Below are 25463 nucleotides of genomic sequence, written 5' to 3'. Positions count from 1 at the left end.
CCTCCCGATGCGCCGCTCGCCCCTCCCCGCATGCACCCGCGCTTTCGACCTTCCGCTCGGCGGGCGTGCGCAACGCACCGAAACCCTTCGCGCCACCAAAAAGTTTCCTCGCCATTTCCCCAGCTAAACCCATGAAACTACAGCAAATCACCACAGTTCGTAAAAATTTTCCTTGACACCTCTTGACAACCGAAGTATTTTTAGAAATTGCGACTTTTCGCAGTTTCACGGATTTTCTTGAAGGAGGAAAAGCCTCGTGGCCCAAGCAAAAAACAGCGCTCCCACCAGCCTTTACAGGAACCGCCGCAGCTTCGCCAAGATTCCGGACGTCATGGACGTCCCCAACCTCATAGCCATCCAGACCGACAGCTTCGAGTTTTTCAAGGGCGAGGGCCTCGCGCAGGCCTTCCACGACATCAGCCCCATCGAGAACTCGACGAAGGACATGTGCGTCGAGTTCGGCAAGCACGAGTTCGGCGAGCCCAAGTACACGGTGGACGAGTGCAAGGAGAAGGACGTCTCCTACCAGGCGCCGCTGTTCGTGGAGATCCGCTTCATCAACCGCGAGACGGGCGAGATCAAGGAGCAGGACGTGTTCATGGGCGACTTCCCGCTCATGACGCCGCGCGGCACCTTCATCATCAACGGCACCGAGCGCGTCGTTGTGTCCCAGCTCGTGCGCTCCCCGGGCGTCTACTTCGCCGCCGAGCGCGACAAGACGTCCGACAAGACCATCTACAACGCGAAGGTCATCCCGAGCCGCGGTGCGTGGCTCGAGTTCGAGACCGACAAGCGCGACATCCTGTCCGTGCGCATCGACCGCAAGCGCAAGCAGCCGGCCACGCTGCTCGTGCGCGCCCTCGGCCTGGCCGAGACGCGCGAGGAGATCATCGAGCTCCTCGGCTCCGACGAGATGGTGCTGCGCACGCTCGACCGCGACCCGGCCACCACGAAGGAGGAGTCGCTCATCGAGCTGTACAAGCGCTTCCGTCCCGGCGAGCCGCCCACCATCGACTCCGCCCGCACGCTCCTCGAGGGCCTGTTCTTCAACCCGCAGCGCTACGACCTGGCGAAGGTCGGCCGCTACAAGATCAACAAGAAGCTGGGCTTCGACCCGGACTACGAGGCCTCCACGCTCACCGACGACGACATCGTGCGCACGATGCAGTACATCGTGGGCCTGCACGCCGGCGCCGAGGACTTCCAGACCGACGACATCGACCACTTCGGCAACCGCCGCATCCGCACGGTGGGCGAGCTCATCCAGAACCAGTTCCGCATCGGCCTGTCTCGCATGGAGCGCGTCGTGCGCGAGCGCATGAGCATGCAGGAGCCCGACGAGATCACGCCGCAGTCCCTGGTGAACATCCGCCCCATCGTGGCGGCCATCAAGGAGTTCTTCGGCTCCTCGCAGCTGTCCCAGTTCATGGACCAGACGAACCCCGCCGCCGGCATCACGCACAAGCGCCGCCTGTCGGCCCTCGGCCCGGGCGGCCTGTCCCGCGAGCGCGCCGGCTTCGAGGTGCGCGACGTCCATACGTCCCACTACGGCCGTATGTGCCCCATCGAGACGCCTGAAGGCCCGAACATCGGCCTCATCGGCTCGCTGGCAACCTACGCCCGCATCAACCCCTACGGCTTCATCGAGACCCCGTACCGCCGCGTCGTGGACGGCAAGGTCACCGACGACGTGGACTACCTCACGGCCGACGAGGAGGAGAACTACGTCATCGCCCAGGCGAACGACCTGTTCGACCCCGAGACGCGCCAGTTCGGCACGTTCGACGAGAACGGCGAGTTCCATGTGGCTGCCCGCGTGCTCTGCCGCACGAAGGACGCCAACGGCGTGTTCGGCGAGCCCGACGAGCTGCCGCCCAGCCAGGTGAACTACATGGACGTGTCCCCGCGCCAGATGGTGTCGGTGGCAACCTCGCTCATCCCGTTCCTCGAGCACGACGACGCGAACCGCGCCCTCATGGGCTCGAACATGCAGCGCCAGGCCGTGCCGCTGCTGCGCCCGAACGCGCCGCTCGTGGGCACCGGCATCGAGCATCGCATCGCGGTGGACTCCGGCGAGATCCTCGTCGCCCAGAACCCGGGCGTCGTGGACTACGTGGACGGCCAGACCATCATCATCCTGAACGACGACGGCGAGTACGACGAGTACCTCGTGCCGAAGTTCCAGCGCTCCAACCAGTCGGGCTGCATCAACCACCGCCCGATCGTGCGCAAGGGCGACGAGGTGCAGAAGGGCGACGTGCTGGCCGACGGCCCCAGCTGCGACGGCGGCGAGCTCGCGCTCGGCCAGAACCTCATGGTGGCCTACATGCCGTGGGAAGGCTACAACTACGAGGATGCCATCATCGTGTCCGAGCGCGTGGTGTCCGAGGACCTGCTCACGTCCATCCATATCTCCGAGTACGAGATCGACGCGCGCGACACGAAGCTCGGCCCCGAGGAGATCACCCGCGAGATCCCGAACATCTCCGACGACATGATCTCCGACCTGGACGCCGACGGCATCATCCGCGTGGGCGCCGAGGTGTTCCCGGGCGACGTGCTGGTGGGCAAGGTCACGCCGAAGGGCGAGACGGAGCTCACGGCCGAGGAGCGCCTGCTGCGCGCCATCTTCGGCGAGAAGGCCCGCGAGGTGCGCGACACGTCCCTCAAGGTGCCCCACGGCTCCGGCGGCCGCGTCATCGGCATGGCGCGCTTCAGCCGCGCGGCCGGCGACGAGCTGGCCCCCGGCGTGAACGAGCTCGTGCGCATCTACGTGGCGCAGAAGCGCAAGGTGCAGCAGGGCGACAAGCTGTCCGGCCGCCACGGCAACAAGGGCGTCATCTCCCGCGTGCTGCCGCTGGAGGACATGCCCTACCTGGCCGACGGCACCCCCATCGACGTCATCCTGAACCCGCTCGGCGTTCCCTCCCGTATGAACGTGGGCCAGCTGCTGGAGAACCACCTGGGCTGGGCCGCGAAGTGGGGCTGGGACGACGCGGAGGAGACGGACGCCGTGGTCGAGGGCCCGATGCACGTGGCCACGCCCGTGTTCGACGGCGCCACGGAGCGCGAGATCTCCGATGCCATCGAGAAGGCGAACCGCAACCTCATCAACATCAACCACGCCAAGTACGGCGACAAGGCGCGCGACGAGTTCGTGCCGCAGCTGTCCCGCACGGGCAAGACGTGGCTCTACGACGGCCGCACGGGCGAGAAGTTCCGCGAGCCCATCACGGTCGGCCAGAGCTACATCCTGAAGCTCGGCCACATGGTCGACGACAAGATCCACGCCCGCTCCACCGGCCCCTACAGCCTGATCACCCAGCAGCCGCTGGGCGGCAAGGCGCAGTTCGGCGGCCAGCGCTTCGGCGAGATGGAAGTGTGGGCGCTCTACGCCTACGGCGCGTCCAACGTGCTGCAGGAGATCCTCACCGTGAAGTCCGACGACACCGCCGGCCGCGTCAAGTCCTACGAGTCCATCGTCAAGGGCGAGAACATCCCGGCCGCCGAGGTGCCCGAGTCCTTCAAGGTGCTGGTGAAGGAAATGAAGTCCCTGTGCCTGAACGTGGAGCTCGAGGGCCACGACCACCAGACCATCGACGTGACGGTGGAGTCCGAGGGGCAGGAAGACGGAGACCGCGCGCTGTTCGAGGCCATCGCGGCCGACGCGCGCAAGACCGAGGAAGATGCGGCGAACGCTCTCGACGACATCGCCGCCGAACTGGGAGAGCTCATGGGAGACATCTCTGACGACAATGGAACGAACGACCTCATCGGGGATGGGGAGGAGCGATAGATGACGACGGAATTCGACGTTACCAATTTCGACGCCCTGCGTATTTCGCTTGCCAACGCCGAGGACGTGCGCGGCTGGTCGCGCGGCGAGGTGAAGAAGCCCGAGACCATCAACTACCGCACGCTCAAGCCCGAGAAGGACGGCCTGTTCTGCGAGAAGATCTTCGGCCCCACGAAGGACTGGGAGTGCGCCTGCGGCAAGTACAAGCGCGTGCGCTTCAAGGGCATCGTGTGCGAGCGCTGCGGCGTGGAGGTCACGCGCAGCAAAGTGCGCCGCGAGCGCATGGGCCACATCGAGCTGGCCGCGCCGGTGAGCCATATCTGGTACTTCAAGGGCTCGCCCTCGCGCCTGGGCTACCTGCTGGACATCCCGCCGAAAGAGCTGGAGAAGGTGCTGTACTTCGCCTCCTCCATCGTGACCTCGGTTGACAAGGAGGCCCGCGAGGAGGACGCCGACGAGCTGCGCGACGAGCTGGCCGCCGACCTCGAGGAGCTGGACGCCGAGCGCGACCGCCTCATCGAGGCCACGCGCAAGCTGTCCACGAGCTACGTGCCCGAGGACGACGACTTCGTGGACGAGGTCGACGAGGACGAGCGCCTGACGCCCGAGGAGGTCGACGAGGAGATCGCCGACATCTACGAGGAGTTCAACGAGCGCAAGGCCCTGCGCCAGGACGCGTTCGACGCCTTCATGAAGATCGAGCCGAAGCAGCTCGTGCCCGACGAGGCCCTCTACCGCGAGATGCGCCTGAACTACCGCGACTACTTCACGGGCGGCATGGGCGCCGAGTCCGTGCGCGATCTGCTGGACGCCATGGACCTGGCCGCCGTGGCCGAGGAGCTGCGCGAGACCATCGCCAACGGCAAGGGACAGAAGCGCGCCAAGGCCATCAAGCGCCTCAAGGTGGTCGACGCGTTCCTGAAGTCCACGAACAAGCCCACGGACATGATCCTGGATGTCATCCCGGTCATCCCGCCCGACCTGCGCCCCATGGTGCAGCTGGACGGCGGCCGCTTCGCCACGAGCGACCTCAACGACCTGTACCGCCGCGTCATCAACCGCAACAACCGCCTGAAGCGCCTGCTGGACCTGGGCGCTCCCGAGATCATCGTCAACAACGAGAAGCGCATGCTGCAGGAGGCCGTCGACAGCCTGTTCGACAACGGCCGCCGCGGCCGCCCCGTCACAGGCCCGGGCAACCGCCCGCTGAAGTCGCTCTCCGACATGCTCAAGGGCAAGCAGGGCCGCTTCCGCCAGAACCTGCTGGGCAAGCGCGTGGACTACTCCGGCCGTTCGGTCATCGTCGTGGGCCCGCAGCTGAAGCTGCACCAGTGCGGCCTGCCGAGCCAGATGGCGTTGGAGCTGTTCAAGCCCTTCGTCATGAAGCGCCTGGTGGAGCTTGAGTACGCCGCCAACATCAAGGCGGCCAAGCGCTCCGTGGACCGCGGCGCCAGCTACGTGTGGGACGTGCTCGAAGAGGTCATCACGGAACACCCCGTGCTGCTGAACCGCGCCCCCACGCTGCACCGCCTGGGCATCCAGGCCTTCGAGCCGGTGCTGGTCGAGGGCAAGGCCATCAAGCTGCACCCGCTGGTCTGCACCGCCTTCAACGCCGACTTCGACGGCGACCAGATGGCCGTGCACGTGCCGTTGGGCGCCGAGGCGCAGGCCGAGGCCCGCGTGCTCATGCTCTCCGCCAACAACATCAAGTCGCCGGCCCACGGCCGTCCGCTGACCGTGCCCACGCAGGACATGATCATCGGCCTGTACTACCTCACGGCCGCCCGCGACGGCTTCGAGGGCGAGGGCCGCGCGTTCATCGACTTCGACGACGCCATGAACGCCTACGACGCGCGAGCCGAGCTGGACCTGCAGGCCAAGATCTGGGTGCGCCTTTCCAAGGACACGCAGGTGGCCACGGCGTATAACACGTTCGAGGACCACGAGGCCGGCGAGCGCATCGAGACCACCATCGGCCGCATCACGTTCAACAACGTGCTGCCCGAGGACTACCCGTACCTCAACTACGAGATGAACAAGAAGGAGATCAGCCGTCTCGTGGAGGACGTGTGCAACCGCTACGAGCTGTCCAGCGTGCCGCCTATCCTGGACGGCCTCAAGGACGCGGGCTTCCACTACGCCACGCGCGCCGGCGTCACCGTGTCGGTGTACGACGCCACGGTGCCGCCGAACAAGGGAGAGATCCTGGCGGCCGCCGACGAGAAGGTCGCGGCCATCGACGAGGACTACGAGATGGGCCTCATGAGCCAGGAGGAGCGCCACAAGCAGGTCGTGGACATCTGGAACGCCGCCAACGAAGAGGTCGGCGAGGCCATGGCCGAGAACTTCGACAAGTTCAACCCCATCTACATGATGGCGTTCTCCGGCGCCCGAGGCAACATCAAGCAGATCCGCCAGCTGGCCGGCATGCGCGGCCTGATGTCCGACCCGAAGGGCGAGATCATCGACCGACCCATCAAGGCGAACTTCCGCGAGGGCCTGTCGGTTCTGGAGTACTTCATCTCCACGCACGGCGCCCGCAAGGGCCTCGCCGACACCGCGCTGCGTACCGCCGACTCGGGCTACCTGACCCGCCGCCTGGTGGACGTGGCCCAGGACGTCATCATCCGCGAGATCGACTGCGGGACGACCGACGGCGTGCCCTACCCGCTGCACAACGACAAGGGCGAGGTGGACGACAACCTCATCGGCCGCTGCCTGCTGGAGGACGCCAAGGGCGCCGACGGCACGGTAGTACTGGCCGCGGGCGAGTACGTGGAGCGCATGGACCAGCTGCGCGCCATGGACGAGGCCGGCATCGACACGGTGGTCATCCGCACGGTCATGACCTGCCATGCCGAGCATGGCGTGTGCCAGAAGTGCTATGGCTGGGACCTCGCCACGAGCCGCCCGGTGAATATCGGCACGGCGGTGGGCATCATCGCAGCCCAGTCCATCGGCGAGCCGGGCACCCAGCTCACCATGCGCACGTTCCACACCGGCGGCGTCGCCGGCGAGGACATCACCCACGGTCTTCCCCGTGTCCAGGAGCTGTTCGAGGCGCGCAAGCCCAAGGGCCTTGCGGTGCTCGCGGAGATCTCCGGCACGCTGCAGATCGCGGGCGACAAGCAGTCCAAGACCCTCACGATCCACGACCAGCAGGGCAACTTCCGCGAGTACGTGGTGAGCGCCCGCGCCCAGATGCTGCCTGGCGTGACGGACGGGTGCGAGGTACACGTGGGCCAGCAGCTCACCAAGGGCTCGGTGAACCCGCACGACCTGCTGCGCCTCACCGACCCGAACACCACGCTGCGCTACATCGTGAGCCAGGTCCAGGGCGTGTACGTGAGCCAGGGCGTGGACATCAACGACAAGCACATCGAGGTCATCTCGCGCCAGATGCTGCGCAAGGTGGCCGTGACGGACGCCGGCGACTCCGACTACCTGCCGGGCCGCCAGGTCAACCGCTTCGAGTTCGAGGACGAGGCCAACCGCCTCATCGCCGAGGGCAAGGAGCCGCCCGTGGGCCAGCCGCTCTTGCTGGGCATCACCAAGGCGTCGCTCGCCACGGACTCGTTCCTGTCGGCGGCCTCCTTCCAGGAGACCACCAAGGTGCTCACCGATGCCGCCATCGAGGGCAAGACCGACCACCTGGCCGGCCTCAAGGAGAACGTCATCATCGGCAAGCCCATCCCGGCGGGCACGGGCCTTCCGCGCTACCGCGAGGTGGGGCTCACCTACAAGGGCCGCCCGGTTTCCGGCGTGCAGGGCGAGAACCTGCCCGACTTCGCCCCTGAGGCGCTCCGCGAGATCGAGGAGCTGCTGCCCCAGCCGCAGGACTGGTCGCTTGACGGCGACGGCTACCTCAACATGGGCACGAACTACGGCAGCTACTACAGCGGCCTGTCGCTCGGGCACCGTGGCCCTCAGCTGTCCGACGAGGACGCGCGCCTGTACATCTACGACGACCTGGGCGTGTCGCAGCGCTGGGCCAACAAGTTCAGCGAGGCGGGCATCGAGACGGTGGCCGACCTCGTGGGCCACACCGAGGAGGACCTGCTGCGCATCGAGGGCATCGGCGTGAAGGCCATCGAGGAGCTGAAGGAGGGGTTGGCGGAACGCGGCCTCTCGCACGTGATCGAGGACGACCTCGCCGCCACGAGCGACGACATGTCGCAGCTCTTGGATATGGTGTTCTCGCCTGACGACACCATCCTCATCGGCGGCGACGAGCCCCCGACCTTCAACACCGAGGGCGAGGACATGCTGGGCGAGGCCCTGCCGCCCCGCTCCTACCAGCGCAACCTGGAGGAGCTGGACGCCCTGCTGGGCTCCGTGGGCTCGCTCGGCTTCGGCCTGGCCACCAAGGAGGACGAGGAATCCTCCTCCGAAGATGCCGAGGACGACGACATCGAAGAGTAGCAATCGGGGGCGCGCCAAGGCGCGCCCCCTCTTCATGCGGCGCCCTGTCAGGTTCAAGAGATCGAAAGGCACGACATGTCCGATAAAACCTACCTTCCGGCCGGCGAGGTGCCGCCCGCCTCGCAGATCGGGGCCACGCTCGAGGCGCTCGCGGCCACCATCGCAGAGCGACGCGAAGCGGGGGAGGAGAGCTACACGCACCGCCTGCTCTCCGGCCCGGCCGACGAGGTGCTGAAGAAGGTCATGGAGGAGGCGGGCGAGACGGCGCTCGCCGCCAAGGACGTGGAGTCCTGGGCCTGCTCGTCGCTCGCCGCCACGCTGGCGGTCGCCGGTGCGGACGCGGACGACGCGCTTTCCGTGGAGCTGCCGCCCGAGTACGATGCGGCGGTGGATCATCTGCGCTACGAGGCGGCCGACGTGGTGTACCACCTGCTGGTGGCGCTGGAGCGCTACGGCATCGGCCTCGACGAGTTCGCCGCCGAGCTCAACACCCGCATGACCGACGCGGAGCGCCCGCAAGGCGCCGTCCGCCTCCACGACGAACACGTGAAAAGGGGGAAGTAACATGGCACGACTTTTCGGGACCGACGGGGTTCGCGGGGTGGCGAACACGCAGCTCACGTGCGACCTCGCCTTCAAGCTCGGCCAGGCGGCCGTGGCGTTCCAGGGCAAGACCATCCTCATCGGCAAGGACACGCGCCTTTCGGGCGACATGCTGGAATCGGCCGTGGCGGCCGGCATCATGTCGATGGGCGGCACAGCGCTTCTGGCCGGCATCATCCCGACGCCCGCTATCGCGCTGCTCGTGCGCGAGCTGCATTGCGACGGCGGCATCGTCATCTCGGCCTCGCACAACCCGCCCGAGTACAACGGCATCAAGCTGTTCGACGCCCAGGGCTTCAAGCTGCCGGATGCGGTGGAGGACGAGATCGAGTCGTTCGTGGCGAAGGGCGGTGCCGCGGCCGAGGAGCTGCCGGCCGGCGACGCCGTGGGCGTGGCCCTGCCGGTGGACGACGCCTGCGAGCTCTACATCGCGCACGCCGTGGCGACCGTGGCCGACGAGGGCATCGACCTTGCGGGCCTCAAGGTGGCGCTCGACGTGGGCCACGGCGCCTCGTGCATGACAAGCGCCGAGGCGCTGCGCCGCCTGGGCGCGCACGTCACGGTCGTTAACGAGGACTTCGACGGCACCGACATCAACGTGCAGTGCGGCTCCACCCATCTGGGCCCCGTGCGCGACCTCGTGGCCGAGATCGGCGCGGACGTGGGTATCGCCCACGACGGCGACGCGGACCGCGTCATGCTGGTGGACGCCCACGGCAACGAGATAGACGGCGACGTGGTTGAGGCCGTGTGCGCCATCGACCTCAAGGAGCGCGGGCTCCTGGCCGGCAACACCGCCGTGTCCACCGTCATGTGCAACCTGGGCCTCGCGCATGCGATGCGTGACGCGGGCATCGAGCTCGTCCAGACGAAGGTGGGCGACCGCTACGTGCTGGAGGCCATGCGCGAGGGCGGCTTCGTCCTGGGCGGCGAGCAGAGCGGCCATATGATCTTCCTCGAGCACAATTCCACGGGCGACGGCCTGGTCACGGCGCTGCAGTTCCTCGCGGCCTGCAAACGCGCCGGCAAATCCATCGCCGACGCAGCCGCCGTGATGACGCGCTTCCCGCAAACGCTCGTGAACGTGCACGTGAACGACAAGCACGCCGTGGACGACAACGCCGCCGTGGCCGCCGCCGTGCAGGCCGCCGAGGCCGAGCTCGGCGATTCCGGCCGCGTGCTGCTGCGCCCGAGCGGTACCGAGCCCGTCGTCCGCGTCATGGTGGAGGCTGCCAGCGCCGAGGAAGCCGACCGTCACGCCCACGCCATCGCCGCCGTGGTGGAGCGCGAGGTGTAGCGCTGGACGCACGACGAGCCTCGCTGTCATCGCACTGCCCGAGGGCCCCGGAAACGGGGCCCTCGCTGCAAAAAATGGAGGGGGCTTTGGAGCGGGTCCTTCTTTGCGGGAACCCCGGTTCGGAACGCTCGCCAAACGTCGTTCCCTTCCCCAGATACTTGTGATAAGCTATTATAGGATTAGGTCTAGTAGTATACGGTATCCTATGAGGGATGCAGGGTGCAACTTGCGAGGCGCGGTCGCCTCCACGGTGCCAATCGATGAGGAGGATGCACTATGAACTTTACGCGACGTAGTTTCTGCGCGCTCTCGGGCGTGGCGGCGGCTTCTGTGCTGGGCCTCGGCCTCGCCGGCTGCGGCGGCCAGGCACCCCAGGCCGAGACGAAGGCCGAGGGGCCGGCCGACGAGGCGTCCCAGGACTACCTGACCCAGGGCAAGGGCGAGCACCTCGTGTGCGGCGTTACGGGCAAGCTCATCAAGATCGCCCCCGCCATCGTGGCCGACAAGCTGGGCTACTTCGAAGAAGAGGGCTGCGACGTGGAGTTCCAGCAGATCGCGCTCAACGACGCCATGACCGCGCTCACGAGCAACCAGCTGGACATGGACCTGTTCGGCGTCGTGCCCGCCTGCACCTACGTGTCGCAGGGCGCGAAGGCCTACATCTTCGGCGGCACCATCCTCAACGGCTCGGAGATCTGCGCGCTCGACTCGTTCGACCGCGAGCTCAAGGCCGCCGAGGATTTCAAGGGGCTCCGCATCGGCGTGAACCGCCCCGAGACCGGCCAGATGGTGTTCAAGGAGTGGCTGCAGGAAGAGGGCCTGGACATCGACGGCGGCGACGTGACGTTCACGTACTTCGACAACGACCAGGGCGGCTTCGAGGCGGTGAAGAAGGGCGAGTTCGACCTGTACATCGCGAACAACGCCCAGGGCTTCGTGCAGCGCGGCAACGGCATCAAGGTGGTCGCCACCGTCAAGCAGTATGCGGGCGACTACCCGTGCTGCCGCCAGAACTGCTCCGACCAGGCGCTGCACGAGAAGTACCTGTCGCTCGTGGACTTCGAGACGGCCCTGCTGCGCGGCTACAAAACCTACAAGCAGGAGCCCGACACGGTCATCCCGCTGCTCGTGGACTACTCCGGCCAGGAGGAGGGCTACGTGCGCGCGGCCATGTACGGCACGGACGACTACGACAACGTCATGGACCCGTCGCCCGATCCCAACAGGAACGCCGTCCTCAAGTTCTACGACACGCTGAAGAACATCGGCGAGATCGACAAGGCCACGGTGTACTCCATGGACGACTACGTGGTGACGTCGATCTACCGCACGGCGCTCGACACGCTGCTCGAGCGGGAGCCCGACGAGCAGCTGTGGAAGGACCTCGACCAGGCGTACGCGAAGAACAACGAATAGCGGGCCTGCGGGCTATCGGGTACCATGGATGCGGGCGCTCCGGCGCCCGCATCCGGCGTTCGGAAACGGAGAAGGGGAGGGCGCGTGGGGAAGATCGACATCGAGGATGTCTCGTTCGCCTACGAGGACGTGGCGGCAGGCGGCAGGCCGACGGCCGCCGCCGCGGACGACCGCGCGCTGCGCGACGTGGCGCTCGAGGTGCCCGACGGGCAGTTCCTCTGCGTCATCGGCCACTCGGGCAGCGGCAAGACCACGCTCCTGCGCCTTGTCGCCGGCCTTAGCCGTCCGAGCGCGGGAACCGTCCGCATCGACGGCGCGCCGGTGGAGGGGCCGGGCCTCGACCGCGCCGTCGTGTTCCAGAACTACGCGCTGTTCCCCTGGATGAGCGCGCTGCGCAACGTGGAGTTCGGCGTGGAGCAGGCCAACAAGGAGCTGCGCCGCGGGCTGACGAAGGCCCAGGTATCCACCGTGGCGCGCGACTACCTGGACCGCGTGGGCATGGGCGCGGCGGCCGGCAAGTACCCCTACCAGCTCTCCGGCGGCATGCGCCAGCGCGTTGCCATCGCGCGGGCGCTGGCCATGGATGCCGATATCCTGCTGTTCGACGAGCCGTTCGGTGCGCTCGACGTCAAGACGCGCTGCTCGCTGCAGAAGCTCGTCGACGCCCTGTGGCGCTCGGGCGAGCGGCGCAAGACCGTCGTGTTCGTGACGCACGACATCAACGAGGCCATCCTGCTGGCCGACCGCGTGGTGTTCATGCGACGGGGCGAGATCGTCGCCGATCGCACCGTGGACGTGCCGCGGCCGCGCTCGTCGGCCATCTTCGCGCACGATGCGTGCGCCCGGGCGCTCAAGGACGAGCTGACTGACCTCTTCTACCTCGATGGCGAGGAGGACGAGGAGGATGGTGCGTTCGAGGAAGCGGGCACTGGTGCGCCCGACGCGCTGCCGGGGAAGGCGGTGCTGCCATGAGGCGCCTGTTCGGGAAGGAGTTCGCGTTCGCCCATGTGCTGCTGGCGTCCCTCGTGCTCGTGGTGACGTGCATGCCGAACCAGCGCATGGTCACGGTGTCGTACTACCCGCTGCTCGCCGGCCTCGCCGTCATCGAGGTGCTCTACCTGCTGCGCCTAGCCGCGCTGCGCCGTCGCGGCGCGTTCTCCACGGGTCCCACCGACATCGTGGTGCTCGTGTGGGCGCTGTTCATCGTGTGGGACGTGTGCGCCACGAAGCTCGACATCGCGCCCACCGTCATCGTGCCCGCGCCCGAGGCCGTGTTCAACGTGTTCTTCGCCCAGGCCGACGTCATCGGCGCCGACATCGTCTCGTCGGTCACGTTGCTGGTCATGGGGTATGTGGGAGGTCTCGCGCTCGGCGTGGTGCTGGGCATCGTCTGCGGGTGGATACCGCGGTTGCGGGCCATGTTCTTCCCGATAGCGAACGTGTTGGCGCCCATCCCGCCCACAGTGTTCGCGCCGTACCTCATCGTGCTGCTGCCCACGTTCCGCACGGCGTCGTGCTTCATCATCCTGCTGGGCGTGTTCTGGCCGCAGTTCCTCAACATGGTGGTGCGCACGTCCTCGCTCGATGCCCAGCTGCTGGACAACGCGCGCACGCTGGGGGTGCGCACTTTCACCATGATCACGCGCATTATCCTGCCCTACGTGCTCCCCGAGGTGCTCAAGGGCCTGCGCGTGTCGCTGACCACCGCGTTCCTCATGCTCACGTTCGCCGAGATGCTGGGCGCGTCGTCGGGCATCGGCTACTTCATCAGCAATGCGAACAACTACGCCAACTACACCAACGTCGTGGCGGGCATCATCGTGTGCGGCGTGGTGGTGACGGTGCTGAGCTTCGCGACGGCCTGGGTGCAGCGCCGGTTCACCACCTGGCGATAGGCAGCGGGCCGTGGCAGGCCCTGCCTGCGGCATCTTCTTAGTTGAGCGTAGGACAAGGGCCCTGCGCGTGCCGCCCGTTGAGAGCGTCCTGCAGGTTGCGCAGGGCTGAGCCCACTCGGCCGATCGGGGGCCGCCTTGTTGCAGCCCCCGGAGCCGGGTCTAGCCGGAGTAGGGCGGGTAGAACTGCGACGGGCCCTCGTGGACGGGCCAGTCGGTGTCGAAGTAGATCTCGCGCACCTGGTCGACGGACAGGCCGCGCGTCGTCTCGGTGGCGGTGTCGCGGGGCGACGTGCCGCGCTCGGCCCACATGATGTTGGCGCCGGCCTGGCCGCAGAGCTGGCTGGGCTCGTGCGTGCAGTTGCCGCGGATGCCCGGGCCGGTGGCCAGCGCGGTGGCGCCGGCGTAGGTGGCCAGGCGGCCGTAGCTGATGTTGCCATAGCGCTCGAACTCGGTTCCGGGCACGGTGTTGCGCCGCATGGCGCCGCTGAAGCCCACCTCGAAGTCGCGTGCGAGCAGGATGAGGTCGGCAATCTCCTCGGGCGTGTGCTCGGGCCCGATGGGGTCGATGCAGTTGCCCAGCACGAGCCCGGCGCTCTTCGCGGCCTCCATGGTCTTCAGGCGCGTCTCCACCTTGCAGCGCGTGAACACGCCCTCGCCCAGGCGCACCACGTGGTATACGCCGGCTATGCCGATGCGCACGAGCTCGCGCGCATAGTCCTCGTCGAAGTCGGGCACGTTCGCGATGAGCGGGACGTCGGTGGAGAGCCCGGCGCGGACCGCCTGCGCCGTCTCCAGGAACTTCTCCTCGCCGTAGTGCACCGTGGTCACGAGGTAGAGCGCGTTCGCCCCGGCGGCCTCCATGGCCTGCGCCTCGGCGATCACCTGCTCGAGCGGGATGACCTCGTGCGTGCGGAAGATCTTGTTCGATGCCGCGAACGAGCAGAACTTGCAGTCGTTCGGGCACGGCGCCGCGTCAAGGCCGATGTGCGCGTGGATCTCCGCCTCGCCCCCGCACAGCTGCGAGGTGAACGCACGGCCCGCCTGCTGGATGGCGAACGCCTCGGGCGAGAGGTTCTCCACCGACAGCAGGGCCATGATCTCCTTCTTGCCGAGCAGGCCTCCATCGAGCGCCTTGTTGATGATGCGGATGATCTCGGTGTCCATGGAAGTGCTTCCCCCTTGCGTCCGTAACGGCGCCACGCCGGCCCGGCACAGCGCCGGGTTGCCTTGTTGGCCGCCAATGATAGATTACGTCCATTATACCCTTTCGAAGCATCGGGATTGCCCGAACCGGTGCGAACGTAACCAACCGGCGGAGGACCGTCAACGGATCGGCTGTCTTGATTGCGCGCGTCAGGGAGTCGTGGGATCGTTCTCGGCGCGGCACGGGACGCGGCCGCGACGCGTGCGCCGGTCGACCGCGGCGCGGTCGGACCGCGTTCCTGCCGCATCAGAAACTCATCTGAGCGGAAAGGCATCCCCCTATGGAAGAGGAAAAGAAGGGCATCGGGCTGTTCGGCCTCATCGGCCTCGTGGTCAGCTCCTGCATCGGCTCGGGCGTGTTCGCCCTCACCGGGCAGATCGGCCAGGTGGCCGCCCCGGGCAGCGCGCTCGTGGCGTGGGGCGTCGTGGGCGTAGGCTTCCTCGCGCTGGCGCTCTCGTTCGCGAACCTGGGCGCGAAGCGGGCCGACCTGCACGGTATCTTCTCGTATGCCGAGGAGGGTTTCGGCAAGTTCTCGGGCTTCATCAGCGGCTGGGGCTACTGGCTGTCGGCGTGGCTCGGCAACGTGGCGTTCGCCACCATCCTCATGTCCACGCTCGGGTTCTTCCTGCCGTACTTTCTTCCGGGCAACAACATCGGCAGCATCGTGGTGGCCAGCGTCATCATGTGGGGCATCACGTTCCTCGTCATCCGCGGTGTTGAGAGCGCGGCGTTCCTCAACGCCATCGTCATGATCGCGAAGGTCGTGCCCATCGTGGTGTTCATCCTGTTCAGCATCGTGCTGTTCAACGCCGGCGTGTTCACGGCCGACTTCTGGGGGCAGATGGCCGGCAACGCCGCCGCCATGGCGGGCGAGGGCGTGGACCTGGGCGGCGTGGGCGACCAGATAGTGAACTGCCTGATCATCATGATGTGGTCGTTCATCGGCATCGAGGGCGCCATGGTGGTGTCGGCCCGTGCGCGCAAGAAGAGCGAGGCCGGCAAGGCCACGGTCATCGGCTTGGTGGTGCTGCTTTTGGTGTACGTGGGCGCGTCGGTGCTGCCGTTCGGGTATATGCCCTACGCCGAGATCGGGGCGCTGGACAAGCCGGCCATGCTGTATGTGTTCGAGAGCATGGCGCCGGGCTGGGGCGGAGCGTTCATCAGCGTGGCGCTCATCATCGCCGTGCTGGGGTCGTGGCTGTCGTTCACCATCCTGCCGTCCGAGACCACGTCGCTCATGGCTAAGCACGAGCTGCTGCCGCCCGTGTTCAACCGGCTGAACAAGAAGGGCTCGCCGCAGATCTCGCTCATCGTGGTGGGCGCGTGCACGCAGGCGTTCATGATCACGCTCCTGTTCACCGAGGACGCGTACAACTTCGCGTTCTCCATGTGCACGGTGGCCATCGTCATCACGTGGGCGTTCGCGGCGGCCTACCAGGTGAAGTTCTCGGCGCAGCACCATGAGTGGGGCCAGTGCGCCATCGGCATCGTGGCCGTTGCGTTCCAGGTGGTGGGCGTGCTGTTCAACGGCTGGTCGTTCCTGCTGCTCACGTGCGTGGGCTACATCCCCGGCTTCTTCTTCTACTGGCGGGCGCGCAAGGAGGCCGGCGCGAAGGCCCTCACCATGGGCGAGAAGGTTGGCATGGGCGCCATCTCCGCGCTCGGCGTGCTGTCGCTTGTGCTGTTGGCAATGGGCGTCATCAGCTTCTAGGTTCCAGCGACCTGCCTGCCGCCGGAACTGCTCGATTCTGCGACGCTGCCTCGCCCCGATCTTCGCGCGATCCCGGAGACTCGCGTACCCGTTGTACGCTTCGCCTCCGCGATTCCCCGAATCTCGGGTACGAGGCAGCCTCTCGCTGACTTGCTACGCCAACCTGTGAGCGAAAGGACAGAGGACATGGACATCGCACCGTTCGGGGTGGAGGACTGGCTCAACGTGCACGAGAAGAGCGCGACGCACGACATCGCGCAATCGACCATCGCGTCGATGACGCTCGACGAGCTCGTGGCGCTGGGAGCGGCGCCCGGCATCGTAGCCGACGGGGCCGAGGCGGCCTTCCCGCAGGACGCCCGGGAGGGCGCCGCCCAGATGGACTTCTTCGCACGCCTGGGTGCCGAGAAGATGAACTACGGCTGGATCGAGGGCTCGCCCGCGTTCAAGCGGGCGGCGGCCGCGCTCTACGAGCGCGTGGAGCCCGAGGCCGTGCTGCAGACGAACGGCGCGACGGGCGCGAACCTGCTGGCCGCGCTCGCGCTCGTTTCGCGCGGCGACCACGTGGTCGCCGAGTACCCCAGCTACCAGCAGCTCTACGACATACCGCGGGCGCTCGGCGCCGAGGTTGACCTCTGGCGCATCCACGAGGACCGCGGCTGGTACCCCGATCTGGACGAGCTCGAGCGCCTCGTGCGCCCCGACACGAAACTCATCTGCCTGAACAACGCGAACAACCCCACGGGCACGTTCCTCGACCGCGCGTTCATGGAGCAGGTGGCCGACATCGCGCGCAGCGTGGGTGCCTACGTGCTCGTGGACGAGGTGTACCTGCCCCTCGTGGGCACAGAGGACTTCGCCTCCATCGCGGATATCTACGAGCGCGGCGTGGCCACGAACAGCCTGTCGAAGACGTACTCGGTGCCCGGTGCCCGCATCGGCTGGACGGCGTCGAGCCTGGAGGTCGCCGAGATGCTGCGGCCGTACCGCGACTACACCATGATCTGCTGCGGCGTGGTGAACGACGCGCTTGCCGTGCACGTGCTGGAGAACCGCGATGCCGTGCTGGCCCGCAACCGCCCCCTGGTGATGGGCAACCTGGCCATCGCGCAGGCCTGGATCGACGACGAGCCGCGCGTGTCATGGGTGGCGCCGCAAGGCGTGTCCACGTCGTGCATCAAGCTGGACATCCCCGAGGACGACGAGACGTTCTGCATGCAGCTGCTCAAGGACGAGGGCGTGCTGCTCGTGCCGGGGAGCCGCTTCGACCTGCCGGGCCACGCGCGCCTCGGCTACTGCGCCCCCGAGCCGGTGCTGCGGGCGGGCCTGGCCGGCCTCGGCCGCGCCCTGCGCCGCTTCGACTGAGCGGGCGGCGCCTGCAAAAGAACGGGGCCGATCCGCAGGACCGGCCCCGTTCTCGCACCTATCGCACGAACTTGCTCAGGATGCGCACGAGCAGGCTGGGCTTGTGCGGGCGCGCCGGGCGTGCCGGACGCGCCATGGCCTTGGACGTGGGGGCTGCCGGAGCCGCCTTCGGCGCCCGGGTCGGCTGCGACTTCGGCAGAGCCTCCGGGACGGCCGTTTCCTCGGCGAGCACCTCCTCCGCAGCGCTTTCTGCCGCCGCCTCTGCCGCGGCCAGGGCGCGCGCCACCGACTGGGCGGTCGCGGCGGCGCCGTCGGCCTCGCCCTGCGCCGCGCGCTCCTCGGCCACGCGCCCGACCGCGGCCTCCACGGCGGCCTGGGCAGCGGCCAGCACGGCCTCCTGCGCCCCGTTCTCCCCTCGCCCGCGGTTGGCCGTGCGCGCGGCCGCCTCCTCGGCCGCCGACAGGCGGTGCTCCTGCGCCTGCTTGATGAAGAACTCCTGCGAGTCGAACAGCACGGTGCCGCCCTCGCCGTCCTTGCGCGCGAACGCGCCGAGCGGCGTATAGCTCTTGTCGGGCAGCAGCTCGCGCAGCTTCGCCGTGTCTTCCAGGCTCACGTCCAGGTAGCCCAGTATCTGTTCGCGCAGCTCGTCGTTCAGCACGGGCCAGGCTATCTCGATGCGCTTGTCCATGTTGCGCGTCATGAGGTCGGCGCTCGACAGGTACAGCTTCATCGTCTCGCGCGGCCCGAACCCGTAGATGCGGCTGTGCTCCAAAAGCCGGCCCACGATGGACACCACGCGCACGTTCTCGGTGAGCCCCTCGAGCCCCGGCACGATGCAGGAGATCCCGCGCACGAACAGCGTCACGGGCACGCCCGCCTGCGACGCCTCCACCAGCTTCTCGATCACGTCCTTGTCGGTGATGGAGTTCGTCTTGAAGAACAGCCCGCTCGGCTCCCCGGCCTGCGCGTGCGCGATCTGCGTGTCGATGCCCGCGAGGATCATGGGCTTGATCTGCAGCGGCGCCACCCACATGATGTCGTAGTTGTCTGAGGTGTTCTCCAGTCCCATGTTGCGGAAGAACTCCACGGCGTCGCGCCCGAACGTGGCATCGCAGGTGATGAACGACAGGTCGGTGTAGAGCTTGGCGGTCTTCTCGTTGTAGTTGCCGGTGCCCAGCTGCGTGATGTGCTGCAGGCCGTGCTCGGTCTGGCGCGTGATGCAGCAGATCTTCGAGTGCACCTTGAAGTCGCGGAAACCGTAGATCACCTTGCAGCCCGCCTGCTCGAAGCGCTGCGACCACTCGATGTTGTTGCTCTCGTCGAAGCGGGCGCGCAATTCGAACAGCGCGGTGACCTCCTTGCCCATCTCGGCGGCGGCGATGAGCGCTTCGGCGAGGTGCGACTGGCTGGCCAGGCGGTACAGCGTGATCTTGATGGAGATGACCGCCGGGTCGTTCGCCGCCTCGCGCAGAAGCTGCACGAACGGGTCCATGCTCTCGTAGGGGTAGGAGAGCAGCGTCTCGCGTTCCGTCACCTGCTCGATGAGGGAGCGGTTGCGGTCGAGGCTCGCCGGCCACTGCGGCGAGAACGGCGGGTTCGTGAGCGCCGCGCGCTCCTTCGCCGGCAGCCGCGACGCCAGCCCGAACGTGTAGCCCAAATCGAGCGGCACCGAGGTAGAGAACACCTGGTGGGGCTTCAGGTTAAGGCGCGCCAGCAGCAGCTTCTCCAGCGTGGCCGACAGCGGGCGCTCGCTTTCCAGCCGCACGGGGGCCAGGCGGGAGCGCTTCTTCAGGATGCGCTTCATGTGCTCGCGGTAGTCCTCGTCGGCCTCGTCGGAGCCCTCGGTGGCGTCGAGGTCGGCGTTGCGGGTGACGCAGATGACGTTCGTGTGCTTCACGGTGTACATGGAGAATATCTCGGCCGCCACCATCTCTATGGCGTGCTCCAGCAGGACGAAGGCCAGCTCCTTGCCCTTGCCCGGCAGCGCGATGACGCGCTCGCACTGGCGCGGCATCGGCACGAGGCCCAGCGTCACGCCCTCGGCGCCCAGGTTCTTCGCCTTCTTGGCCTCCTTGACGGCGGCCTTGTCCGTCTTCCCGTCCTTGTCGGCCTTTGCCTTAGTGGCCTCCTTCTTGCGCTGCCGCTCCGCCTCGTCGTTCAGGCGCACCACCACGTACAGGGCGCCGTTCTCCAGGTGGGGGAAGGGGTGGCGCGCGTTGATGATCTGCGGCGACAGGAACGGCATGACGTTGTCGTGCACGTAGGCGGAAAGCCATGCGCGCTGCCCGTCGTCCAGCTCGTCGGGGCGCAGGTGCTGCACGCCGTGTTCGCCCAGCAGGCGACGCACCTCCTCGAACGTGCGCTCCTGGATGGGGTACAGCTCGTGGCAGCGCGCGTAGATGGCATCGAGCTGCTCGGCGGGCGTCATACCCGACTTCGAGTCCACGATGTGCTTCTTCACGAGCGACAGGTCGGTCAGGCTGCCCACGCGCACCATGAAGAACTCCTGCAGGTTGCTCCAGAAGATGGAGACGAAGTTCAGGCGCTCGAGCAGCGGCACCGTCTCATCGGCGCCCTGGTCCAGCACGCGCTCGTTGAACGTGAGCCACGACAACTCGCGGTTCTGCATATAAGGGGCCGCGCCCGGCCCGGGGTCGGCGGCCTGCGCTGCTTCCTCGCCCCGCACCGGGGCGGAGACCTGCGTTGCGGCGGCATCGGCCAGGGCGGCATCGTCGGCCTGCGCTGCGATTTCGTCCCGCGATGAGGCGGAAGCCCTCTTCGTTTCGGCCTCGACCTGGGCGGCGGGGGCGGCTTGCGTTGCGGCCGCCCCCGGGTCCGCGGTTTCCTCGGGGTTCGGCATATCCTTCGGGGTGTCCATGCAAGCTCCCTTCGTCTTGAACCCGCTATCCCAGCACGCGTTCCACGAGATAACCCTCGCGCACGCCGTACTTGCAGATATCAAGCCGCCTCGCGCAAAAGGCGCTCATGAGGGTGTCCAGGATCAGGCATCCCGGCACGAGCGTGTGGATGCGCTCCGCCGACGCCTTGAGCGCCAGGTGCGCGAACGCGTCGGGGTCGGTGCGGCACAGGTTCAGTATCGCACGAATCTGGGCGGCCGTCATCGTTTTGGGGCGGACGATTTCGCGCGACATCTGCGCGCTCATCTTCGCCGCCGCGCGCACGCTGCCGCCAATGCCGTACACGACGTCCGTGCGGTACGCGTCGCGGTCGGGCAGCGCGGCCAACCGCTCGAAGAGGGCGCCCGCCACGGCGTCCATCTCCTCGGGCGTGGGCAGGATGGCGCGCACGAACGCGGCATAGGAGGAGAGCGAGCCCTGGCCCAGGCTCACGTTGTCGAAGTCGCGCCCGTCCTCTATGCGGGTGAGCTCCGTGGAGCCGCCGCCGATGTCCACCAGCGTGCCGCGCTCGATCGTGCGGTCGCAGGTAGCGCCTACGAAGCCAAGGTGCGCCTCGTCGGCCGCCGACAGCAGGTCGATGGCCAGCCCGCTCTCGCGCTCGATGGCGGCCACGGCCTCGGCGCTGTTCGCGGCATTGCGCAGCACGGCGGTGGCGAACACGTCGATGCGCTTGCAGTCGAAGTACCGCGCGCGCTTCGCATGCCCCTTGAGGACGCTTGCCGCGCGGCGCACCCCATCATCCGTGAACGTGCCGTCATCGGCTACGAAGGCGGACAGCCCTGCCATGACCTTGTCGTTGATGAGGCTCTTGAAGTCCTTGCTGGAATAGGTTTTCCGGCGGTCGTCCTTCACCTCGTACACCACGAGGCGGATGGTGTTCGACCCCAGGTCGATTACGGCATAGTTGGGCATGGCGGGTTCTCTTGTCTGTCGGGCGGCGCCTATCCACGCCGGGATGCGCCGCGCTCTCCGGTCAACGAATCCATTCTAGGGAATCGGCGCGCCTCCGCAAGCGCGCGGCGCGAACCGGGGCCAAAGTTTTACGTGCCGTTGATGTGGGCGGGGAGGCGGGCTTTTGCCGATGAGGGTAAGGACTCCTTTTCATCGGCCGGCCGAACGCGCACGGGGGGGGGGGTCGCCAACGCACGCGGTCGGCCTCGGAGGCTTTGCGCGCCGGATCGACACTCTTGACTCGCGCGTTCCCGGCCGGCTGATAAGGGGGACCCTTCCTTCCCCTTGCGCTCTCCCCAAACCGTGCGCGCGTTTCCTTCGTTATGGGGGCTTGACGCGAAAACCGGCTCCCTATGACAAAAAAGAGCCAGTTTGGCAATTCCTACTGTGTCTATATGGTTATGAGGAATGCAAGTGACCTGGTAAAACATTCTTTCGACTTGGCTCGCTGCTGGCATGTTCGCCTTTGCGGCGCCTTGCCGGTTGCCAAACCGGCTCGTTTTTGACAGTTGAGGGCGTTTTCGGCGTCACTTGCCCCTGTGCGAACCCGAGCACCTTGCCGCGCTGCCTCGCGGCCCATGCTAAGATGGGATCGAAGGTGGCAAGAAAGGAGGGGGCGGCAGCGTGATGGAACCGGCGGAGTTCTCCTTGTTCGCGGGTGTGGAACCCGGCGAGGTGCCAAGGCTCCTCGCGCGTTTCGATGCGCACGAGGAATCATTCGAGAAGGGGGAGCTGCTGTTCCGCGAGGGCGACGTGCCGCATGAGGTAGGGCTCGTGCTGTCGGGTGCGCTCCATGTGATGCAGGACGACTTCTGGGGCAACGCCAGCATCGTGTCCGAGGTGGGGGAGGGCGACCTGTTCGGCGCGTCGAGTGCCTGCGATCCGGTGCCCGCGCTCGACACGCACGGCCTGGCGCTGGTTCCCACGCGCGCGCTGTACCTGGATACGGGCCGGATACTGAACCCGCCGCCCGGCGCGCCCGCCTGCCACGTGCGCGCGCTCGCCAACTTCGCGCGCATGCTCGCCGGCAAGTACGCCGTGCTCAACCGCAAGATCACGCATACGGCGAAGCGCACGACGCGCGGCAAGGTCCTGTCGTACCTCTCCGAGCAGGCCGCCCTCGCCGGAAGCGACCTCTTCGCCATCCCGTTCAACCGCCAGCAGCTGGCCGACTACCTGGAGGTCGACCGCGCGGCGCTGTCGAAGGTGCTCGCGCGCATGCGCGACGAGGGCGTGATCGACTTCGACCGCTCGACGTTCCGCCTGCTGAAGCCGTAAAGATCCAGTCAAGCGGCTCGCCTTCGAAAACTCGTGGTGGTTCTCTCGATCGTTGCATTTGACACATACGGTGCCGTTGTTGCGCCGTACGATGCTCTTCGTCGATAAAACGAGCGAAGGAGTTACCTCACGTGAGCATTTTCGAGATCATCATGCTTATCTGCTTCGGGGCCGCCTGGCCCTTTTCCATCTACCGGTCGGCGAAGGCGCGCTCTACTAAAGGCAAGAGCCTGCTGTTCATGCTGGTGGTTGCCACCGGCTACGTGGCGGGCATCGCCAACAAGCTCGTGTACAACTTCGACGGCGTGGTGTACCTCTACGTGCTCGACCTGGTGCTCGTGTCAACGGACATCGCCCTGTTCGCACGAAACCGCCGCCTGGAGCGCCGCGGCGAGGGCTCCTCTGCGCGGGTCGCCGAGGCTGCCTGACCGTCCTCCCGCGGTGCCCGACCGCCCATGCGCAGGCTCGCGCGCCTCGGGCGCCCGGAACCCCGTTTCCCCTTCCTGTTCAAGCTGCCGAGCGCGTCCGCGGCCTGTGCTATGATGGGCGCACCGTTTCGGGAAAGGATGCCCTATGCTCGAGTCAGTCGACCTCTCACGTCCCCCGCTGCCCAAAGAGGATTACAAGCCGCGTCGCGACGCGCTCATGGAAGAGCTCGTGGTGCTGCAGCAGGAAGCGGTGAAGAAGGGCGTGGGGCTGGTGGTGCTGTTCGAGGGCTGGAACGGCGCCGGCAAGGGCAGCCGCATCTCCGACCTCATGTACAACCTGGACGCGCGCGCCACGAGCGTCTACGTCACCGAGGACCTGGATGTGGAGGCCGCCCGCGCCTTCGCGGGGGCCGATCAGGGGGTGACGGGCTTCTTCCCGGTCATGCAGGAGTTCTGGCGCGCGCTCGGCCCGCGCGGCGCCATGACGTTCTACGACCGCGGCTGGTACACGGCCGCCACGCAGCACCTGCTGTACACGGAGTTCGGCGCGCTCTCGCTGGGCGGGTCGGACGGCAACGCGGGCAAGGACGGGAAGAAGGCCGGCAAGAAGGCCGTCGCCGCTGCGGAGCGGGCGCGCGACGAGCGGCACATCGACCTCTTGCACCGCTACCTCACCTCCGCTGCCGACTTCGAGCAGCAGCTCGTGGACGACGGTTACGTGGTGGTGAAGTTCTTCGTGCACGTGGGCCAGGACGCGCAGAAGAAGCGTCTCGAGCGCCTGCACGACAACCCGGCCACGCGCTGGCGCGTGAGCAAGGAGAAGCTGGCCAGCGTGCGCAACTACGCGCAGGCGTATCGCCTCTACGACCATCTGCTGGAGGGGAGCAACTTCTCGTACGCGCCGTGGCACCTGGTGAACGGCGAGGACAAGCGTGCGGCGAACCTGGCCATCGCCGAGACGCTCGTGGAGGCCGTGAAGGGCGCGCTTGACGCCCAGCCCGATCCTGCCGTGGCCGAGGCGGCCGCGAAGGCGCAGGCGAACTCGGCCGGCCTTTTGGACGAGGCGCCGGCTGGCGAGCGCACGTTAGAGCAGGAGCAGGCCGTGTGCGCCGCCGCCGAGCAGGAGGCTGCCGAGGCCTCGGCACGCGCCCCCCGCGTCTCGCGCTTCGTCATCGTGGACGACTATCCCGCCCTCGATGCGGTGGACCACTCACTGGTGCTGGCGCCCGACGACTACAAACGCCAGCTCAAAACCGAGCAGGAGCGCTTGAACAAGCTGGAGATGGAGATGTACCAGAAGCGCATCCCCCTCATGGTCATGTACGAGGGCTGGGACGCGGCGGGCAAGGGCGGCAACATCAAGCGCGTGGCCCAGGCGCTCGACGCCCGCGCCTACACCGTGTTCCCGAGCCCGGCACCCACGAAGCCGGAGCTTTTGCATCCGCACCTGTGGCGCTACTGGACGCGCCTGCCCAAGGCCGGCCACGTGGGCATCTACGACCGCAGCTGGTACGGCCGCGTGCTCGTGGAGCGCGTCGAGGGGTTCGCCACGCCTTCCGAGTGGGGCCGTGCCTACGACGAGATCAACGAGTTCGAGCGCGAGCTGGTGCGCTGGGGCGCCATCCTGCTGAAGTTCTGGGTCGACGTGAGCCCGGAGGAGCAGCTGCGCCGCTTCCGCGACCGCGAGCAGGATCCGGCGAAGCAGTGGAAGATCACCGACGAGGACTGGCGCAACCGCGACAAGTACCCCCAGTACAAAGCGGCTATCGAGGACATGTTCCGCCTGACGTCCACGCCTTTCGCGCCCTGGATGGTGCTGGAGAGCGACGACAAGCGCCATGCCCGTGTCAAGGCCCTCAAAATAATCAACGATGCGCTCGAAGCGCGCTTGCGCGAAAGGTGAGATAGCGCTACCATGAGCAGATAATCGGAATCGAACCGCGTGCTTCGGCGCGCTTGGACAAAGGGGTAGCCACCATGGTGGAACTTTTCGGAATGCAGATTCCCATGTGGGCGATTTGGGTAATCGTGGCCATCATCGTTCTTATCATCGTCGTCTTCATCGCCAAGGGCTTCATCGACGAGATGAAGAAGAAGTAGATCTGCTGGAACTGCCGCTTCGTGAAATATGAGCGTTTTCGAGGCATCGCGCCCCCATTCCGGGGGCGTTTGCTTATTA

The 25463-nt window shown here is 67.1% G+C and carries 16 protein-coding genes; 13 read left to right on the top strand and 3 right to left on the bottom strand.

What is annotated here, in order from left to right:
- The first annotated feature begins 256 nt into the window (after positions 1–256).
- From LB310_RS00630 to LB310_RS00600, 7 genes are all read left to right on the top strand, one after another.
- A complete protein-coding gene (locus tag LB310_RS00630) occupies positions 257–3796 on the top strand; it encodes a DNA-directed RNA polymerase subunit beta (RefSeq protein ID WP_087191070.1) in 3540 nt (1179 codons plus the stop codon).
- Positions 3797–8218 carry a DNA-directed RNA polymerase subunit beta' gene (locus LB310_RS00625; RefSeq protein WP_301154033.1) on the top strand — a complete coding sequence of 1474 codons (4422 nt, stop codon included), beginning with the start codon at positions 3797–3799 and terminating at the stop codon, positions 8216–8218.
- A 75-nt stretch (positions 8219–8293) separates the two neighbouring features.
- Complete coding sequence (locus LB310_RS00620; protein WP_301154032.1) at positions 8294–8782, top strand: phosphoribosyl-ATP pyrophosphatase; 489 nt, start codon at positions 8294–8296, stop codon at positions 8780–8782.
- Position 8783: 1 nt separating this feature from the next.
- Entirely contained in the window at positions 8784–10118 is a 1335-nt protein-coding gene (glmM, locus tag LB310_RS00615) for a phosphoglucosamine mutase (protein ID WP_301154031.1), read from the top strand.
- 276 nt (positions 10119–10394) lie between these two features.
- Positions 10395–11534: an ABC transporter substrate-binding protein gene (locus LB310_RS00610; protein ID WP_301154030.1), complete on the top strand. Its 1140-nt coding sequence runs from the start codon at positions 10395–10397 to the stop codon at positions 11532–11534.
- Between the two features lie 84 nt (positions 11535–11618).
- The gene (locus LB310_RS00605) at positions 11619–12506 is read left to right on the top strand and encodes an ABC transporter ATP-binding protein (protein ID WP_278805678.1); all 888 of its coding nucleotides are present in this window, start codon (positions 11619–11621) and stop codon (positions 12504–12506) included.
- Positions 12503–13429, top strand: coding sequence for an ABC transporter permease (locus LB310_RS00600; protein WP_278805677.1), 927 nt, complete (start codon positions 12503–12505; stop codon positions 13427–13429). The genes LB310_RS00605 and LB310_RS00600 overlap by 4 nt, the downstream gene beginning before the upstream one ends.
- Positions 13430–13588: 159 nt before the next feature.
- On the opposite strand, the gene LB310_RS00595 is transcribed toward LB310_RS00600, so the two are convergent.
- A complete protein-coding gene (locus LB310_RS00595) occupies positions 13589–14593 on the bottom strand; it encodes a radical SAM protein (RefSeq protein WP_087191078.1) in 1005 nt (334 codons plus the stop codon).
- Positions 14594–14913: 320 nt separating this feature from the next.
- Between LB310_RS00595 and LB310_RS00590 the strand changes: the two genes are divergently transcribed.
- Both LB310_RS00590 and LB310_RS00585 read left to right on the top strand, forming a co-directional pair.
- Positions 14914–16344, top strand: coding sequence for a basic amino acid/polyamine antiporter (locus LB310_RS00590; protein WP_096227935.1), 1431 nt, complete (start codon positions 14914–14916; stop codon positions 16342–16344).
- 186 nt (positions 16345–16530) lie between these two features.
- A complete protein-coding gene (locus LB310_RS00585; RefSeq protein WP_301154026.1) occupies positions 16531–17709 on the top strand; it encodes an aminotransferase in 1179 nt (392 codons plus the stop codon).
- A 58-nt stretch (positions 17710–17767) separates the two neighbouring features.
- On the opposite strand, the gene ppk1 is transcribed toward LB310_RS00585, so the two are convergent.
- Together ppk1 and LB310_RS00575 are read right to left on the bottom strand one after the other, a co-directional pair.
- Positions 17768–20587 (bottom strand): polyphosphate kinase 1, encoded by a 2820-nt coding sequence (gene ppk1 / locus LB310_RS00580; RefSeq protein WP_301154024.1) that lies wholly within the window; start codon positions 20585–20587, stop codon positions 17768–17770.
- A 25-nt stretch (positions 20588–20612) separates the two neighbouring features.
- Positions 20613–21539: an exopolyphosphatase gene (locus tag LB310_RS00575; protein WP_301154022.1), complete on the bottom strand. Its 927-nt coding sequence runs from the start codon at positions 21537–21539 to the stop codon at positions 20613–20615.
- A gap of 666 nt (positions 21540–22205) precedes the next feature.
- Here LB310_RS00575 and LB310_RS00570 point away from each other — a divergent pair.
- The 4 genes from LB310_RS00570 (at position 22206) to LB310_RS00555 (ending at position 25384) form a co-directional block, all read left to right on the top strand.
- The gene (locus tag LB310_RS00570; protein WP_096227938.1) at positions 22206–22856 is read left to right on the top strand and encodes a Crp/Fnr family transcriptional regulator; all 651 of its coding nucleotides are present in this window, start codon (positions 22206–22208) and stop codon (positions 22854–22856) included.
- 131 nt (positions 22857–22987) lie between these two features.
- Positions 22988–23284: a hypothetical protein gene (locus tag LB310_RS00565; protein WP_278805672.1), complete on the top strand. Its 297-nt coding sequence runs from the start codon at positions 22988–22990 to the stop codon at positions 23282–23284.
- 145 nt (positions 23285–23429) lie between these two features.
- On the top strand, positions 23430–25187 hold the full coding sequence (locus LB310_RS00560) for a polyphosphate--AMP phosphotransferase (RefSeq protein WP_278805671.1): 1758 nt from the start codon (positions 23430–23432) through the stop codon (positions 25185–25187).
- Positions 25188–25261: 74 nt separating this feature from the next.
- Positions 25262–25384 carry a hypothetical protein gene (locus LB310_RS00555; RefSeq protein WP_015539734.1) on the top strand — a complete coding sequence of 41 codons (123 nt, stop codon included), beginning with the start codon at positions 25262–25264 and terminating at the stop codon, positions 25382–25384.
- Positions 25385–25463: the final 79 nt, after the last annotated feature.

Source organism: Gordonibacter sp. RACS_AR49, assembly GCF_030418435.1.
In the GTDB taxonomy this organism is placed as follows: domain Bacteria; phylum Actinomycetota; class Coriobacteriia; order Coriobacteriales; family Eggerthellaceae; genus Gordonibacter; species Gordonibacter urolithinfaciens.
This window is presented reverse-complemented; position numbering and strand designations above follow the sequence as displayed.

Excerpts from the sequence above, each read along its gene's own strand:
- LB310_RS00595 (WP_087191078.1), bottom strand. The coding sequence starts at position 14,593 with ATGGACACCGAGATCATCCGCATCATCAACAAGGCGCTCGATGGAGGC.
- LB310_RS00620 (WP_301154032.1), top strand. The coding sequence starts at position 8,294 with ATGTCCGATAAAACCTACCTTCCGGCCGGCGAGGTGCCGCCCGCCTCG.
- LB310_RS00555 (WP_015539734.1), top strand. The coding sequence starts at position 25,262 with ATGGTGGAACTTTTCGGAATGCAGATTCCCATGTGGGCGATTTGGGTA.
- LB310_RS00610 (WP_301154030.1), top strand. The coding sequence starts at position 10,395 with ATGAACTTTACGCGACGTAGTTTCTGCGCGCTCTCGGGCGTGGCGGCG.
- LB310_RS00575 (WP_301154022.1), bottom strand. The coding sequence starts at position 21,539 with ATGCCCAACTATGCCGTAATCGACCTGGGGTCGAACACCATCCGCCTC.
- LB310_RS00600 (WP_278805677.1), top strand. The coding sequence starts at position 12,503 with ATGAGGCGCCTGTTCGGGAAGGAGTTCGCGTTCGCCCATGTGCTGCTG.
- glmM (WP_301154031.1), top strand. The coding sequence starts at position 8,784 with ATGGCACGACTTTTCGGGACCGACGGGGTTCGCGGGGTGGCGAACACG.
- LB310_RS00560 (WP_278805671.1), top strand. The coding sequence starts at position 23,430 with ATGCTCGAGTCAGTCGACCTCTCACGTCCCCCGCTGCCCAAAGAGGAT.
- LB310_RS00625 (WP_301154033.1), top strand. The coding sequence starts at position 3,797 with ATGACGACGGAATTCGACGTTACCAATTTCGACGCCCTGCGTATTTCG.
- ppk1 (WP_301154024.1), bottom strand. The coding sequence starts at position 20,587 with ATGGACACCCCGAAGGATATGCCGAACCCCGAGGAAACCGCGGACCCG.
- LB310_RS00590 (WP_096227935.1), top strand. The coding sequence starts at position 14,914 with ATGGAAGAGGAAAAGAAGGGCATCGGGCTGTTCGGCCTCATCGGCCTC.
- LB310_RS00585 (WP_301154026.1), top strand. The coding sequence starts at position 16,531 with ATGGACATCGCACCGTTCGGGGTGGAGGACTGGCTCAACGTGCACGAG.
- LB310_RS00570 (WP_096227938.1), top strand. The coding sequence starts at position 22,206 with ATGGAACCGGCGGAGTTCTCCTTGTTCGCGGGTGTGGAACCCGGCGAG.